This window comes from Candidatus Cloacimonas sp., from assembly GCA_035403355.1.
Classification (GTDB): domain Bacteria; phylum Cloacimonadota; class Cloacimonadia; order Cloacimonadales; family Cloacimonadaceae; genus Cloacimonas.
Genome location: DAONFA010000059.1, coordinates 1 through 2,678, shown reverse-complemented (window position 1 = coordinate 2,678; position 2,678 = coordinate 1). Strand labels below are relative to the sequence as shown.

Here is a 2,678-nt window from a genome sequence, read left to right as displayed (position 1 = left end):
AATCAATCCTTTATCATCCCTTAATCACTCCTTAATTATTAACGCTTGATTAAGGTTTGATTAAGGAGTAATACACGAGCTTAAGTAAGTAAGAAATGAGAGAAAAAAATGGTACCGGCGCTCGCTGTAGCGCCGAATAAAAAACGGCGGAACAGCGTCCGCCGGTACAAAGAACAATTGCTATGTAATAATCCCTAAAATCCCTTTAATCCTGTTCATCCCAGACCTATTAAAATCCTCTTAATCCTTAAATCCTGAAATCCTTGTTTCTAAAATCCTTGTCCTGAAATCCTTATTCTGAAATCCTTGTTTCTAAAATCCTTATTCTGAAATCCTTATTCTGAAATCCTTGTTTCTAAAATCCTTATTCTGAAATCCTTGTTTCTACCCCTTGCAATATATTCCTAACCTCGGTTTCGGACATTCCTCTGCTCAAGCCCAAATCTTCAATGCTGACTTTCTCTCTGCCATAAAACTTATAAGCAACAATCCGATAAAACATATAGGGTGCGTGTAAACCTACTAAGGAGTGGGTATAAGTTAAATCCGGGGTAGAATCAAGAAGACAAAATTCCCCATAGGGATTGGCTGAATCATTGTAAAACACAATGTAATAATCAGGCACCACAGGGGTATCAAAAATGGTCTCTGTTACAGCATCCCAGGTAAGCAAAGCATCGTAGCCATCCATCACGCAGACAAGGTTATTGGGTGGTTTCGGAGCTAAGACCTGATAAACACTACCTATTTTGGAGATAAAAATATCACAACCTCCACTACCAGTTAAGGTAGTAGCGCCGAAGATAGCATTATCCCAAAAACGACCTGTAACATAGCTATTACCATTGTCATCAACTGCAATGCCACTGATATAATCGGAATTTGTTCCCCCGGCTTTCTTTGCCCAGAGCCAGTTACCGTTACTGTCCAGCTTAGCAACAAAGATATCATAACCTCCACTACTGGTTAAGGCAGTAGAGCCGAAGGTAGTATAATCCCAGAAATCACCTGTAACATAACTGTTTCCGTTGGTATCAACCGCAATATCATAGCAATAATCATCCCATGTTCCACCGGCTTGCTTTGCCCAGAGCCAGTTCCCATTGCTATCCAGCTTAGCAACAAAGATGTCGTTATATCCATTACTGGTTAAGGTAGTAGCACCAAAGATAGCATTACCCCAAAAATAACCTGTAACATAGCTATTACCATTGTCATCAACTGCAATGCCATAGCTAGCATCAGGATATATTCCAACGGTTTGCTTTACCCAGAGCCAGTTACCGTTGCTATCCAGCTTAGCAACAAAAATGTCTTCATATTCACTACTGGTTAAGGTAGTGGTGCCGAAGGTAGCACTACCAGAAAAATCACCGGTAACATAGCTATTACCGTTGGCATCAACCGCAATGCTATAGCCATAATCAACCCGTGTTCCAGCGGCGACTTGCGTTGCCCAGAGCCAGTTAGCGTTGCTATCCAGCTTGGCAACAAAGATATCATAATCTCCACTGCTGGTTAAAGTAGTAGTTCCGAATGTAGCACTACCATCAAAAAGACCGGTAATATAGCTGTTTCCATTGGTATCAACCGCAATGCAATAGCCATAATCATTAAATGTTCCCCCGGCTTGATTAGCCCAGAGCCAGTTACCATTGCTATCCAGCTTGGCAACAAATATGTCATTTTCTCCACTACTGGTTAAGTTAGTAGTGCCGAAGGTAGCACTACCATAAAAACTACCCGTAACATAGCTGTTTCCGTTGGCATCAACAGCAATGCTATTGCCCCCATCTCTATCTGTTCCCCCGGCTTGCTTTGCCCAAAGCCAGTTACCATTACTATCCATCTTAGCAACAAAGATGTCATAATCACTACTGCTGGTTAAGGTAGTAGTTCCGAAGGTAGCACTACCATAAAAACTACCCGTAACATAGCTGTTTCCGTTTGTATCAACAGCAATGCTATAGCCATAATCATCATCTGTTCCCCCGGCTTGCTTTGCCCAGAGCCAATCCTCGTTTTGGGCAAAGAGTGCTATGGAACAGAGAACCAAAATAAAGAGTAGAAATGCTTTTTTCACAGTATCCTCCACGATATTTTTTTCTTTTGCTTTATACTCATCAAATACAGGGTTAAAATAGGTATATTTATGTTCTGTAGAAAGAGAAATAGTAATCTGCTTTGATTTGATAAGAAAAACATAATAATGTTCGGTAAATATGGCAATGTGTTCTGGTCTTTTAATATCAGCATTTTTCCATCCTCTTAGAAATTATGCACAGTTACTCCTATAATTTTGGGGAAAAATCTGTCAAGTTTTTTTGGTGCAGGCAAGAAAGAAAGAGAGATAAAAGAAAAAAAGTGGCTGGCATTTTACGAGGGGCCTTCTTGGTACCGGCGCTCGCTGTAGCGCCGAATAAAAAACGGCGGAACAGCGTCCGCCGGTACCAAGAACGGCGGAACAGCGAGCTCCGGTACTAAGAACGGCGGAACAGCGTCCGCCGGTACAAGAAAAGATCTATGTAATAATCCCTAAAATCCCTTTAATCCTGTTCATCTCAGACCTATTCAATCCTCTAAATCCATCCAATCCTCTAAATCCATCCAATCCTGTTCATCTCAGACCTATTAAAATCCTCTTAATCCTTAAATCCTGAAATCCTTGTTTCTAAAAT

The 2,678-nt window shown here is 41.0% G+C and carries 1 protein-coding gene; it reads right to left on the bottom strand.

Annotation, left to right across the window (positions count from 1 at the left end; translation table 11 throughout):
- Positions 1–364: 364 nt before the first annotated feature.
- Entirely contained in the window at positions 365–2,083 is a 1,719-nt protein-coding gene (locus PLE33_09135) for an SBBP repeat-containing protein (GenBank protein HPS61402.1), read from the bottom strand.
- Positions 2,084–2,678: the final 595 nt, after the last annotated feature.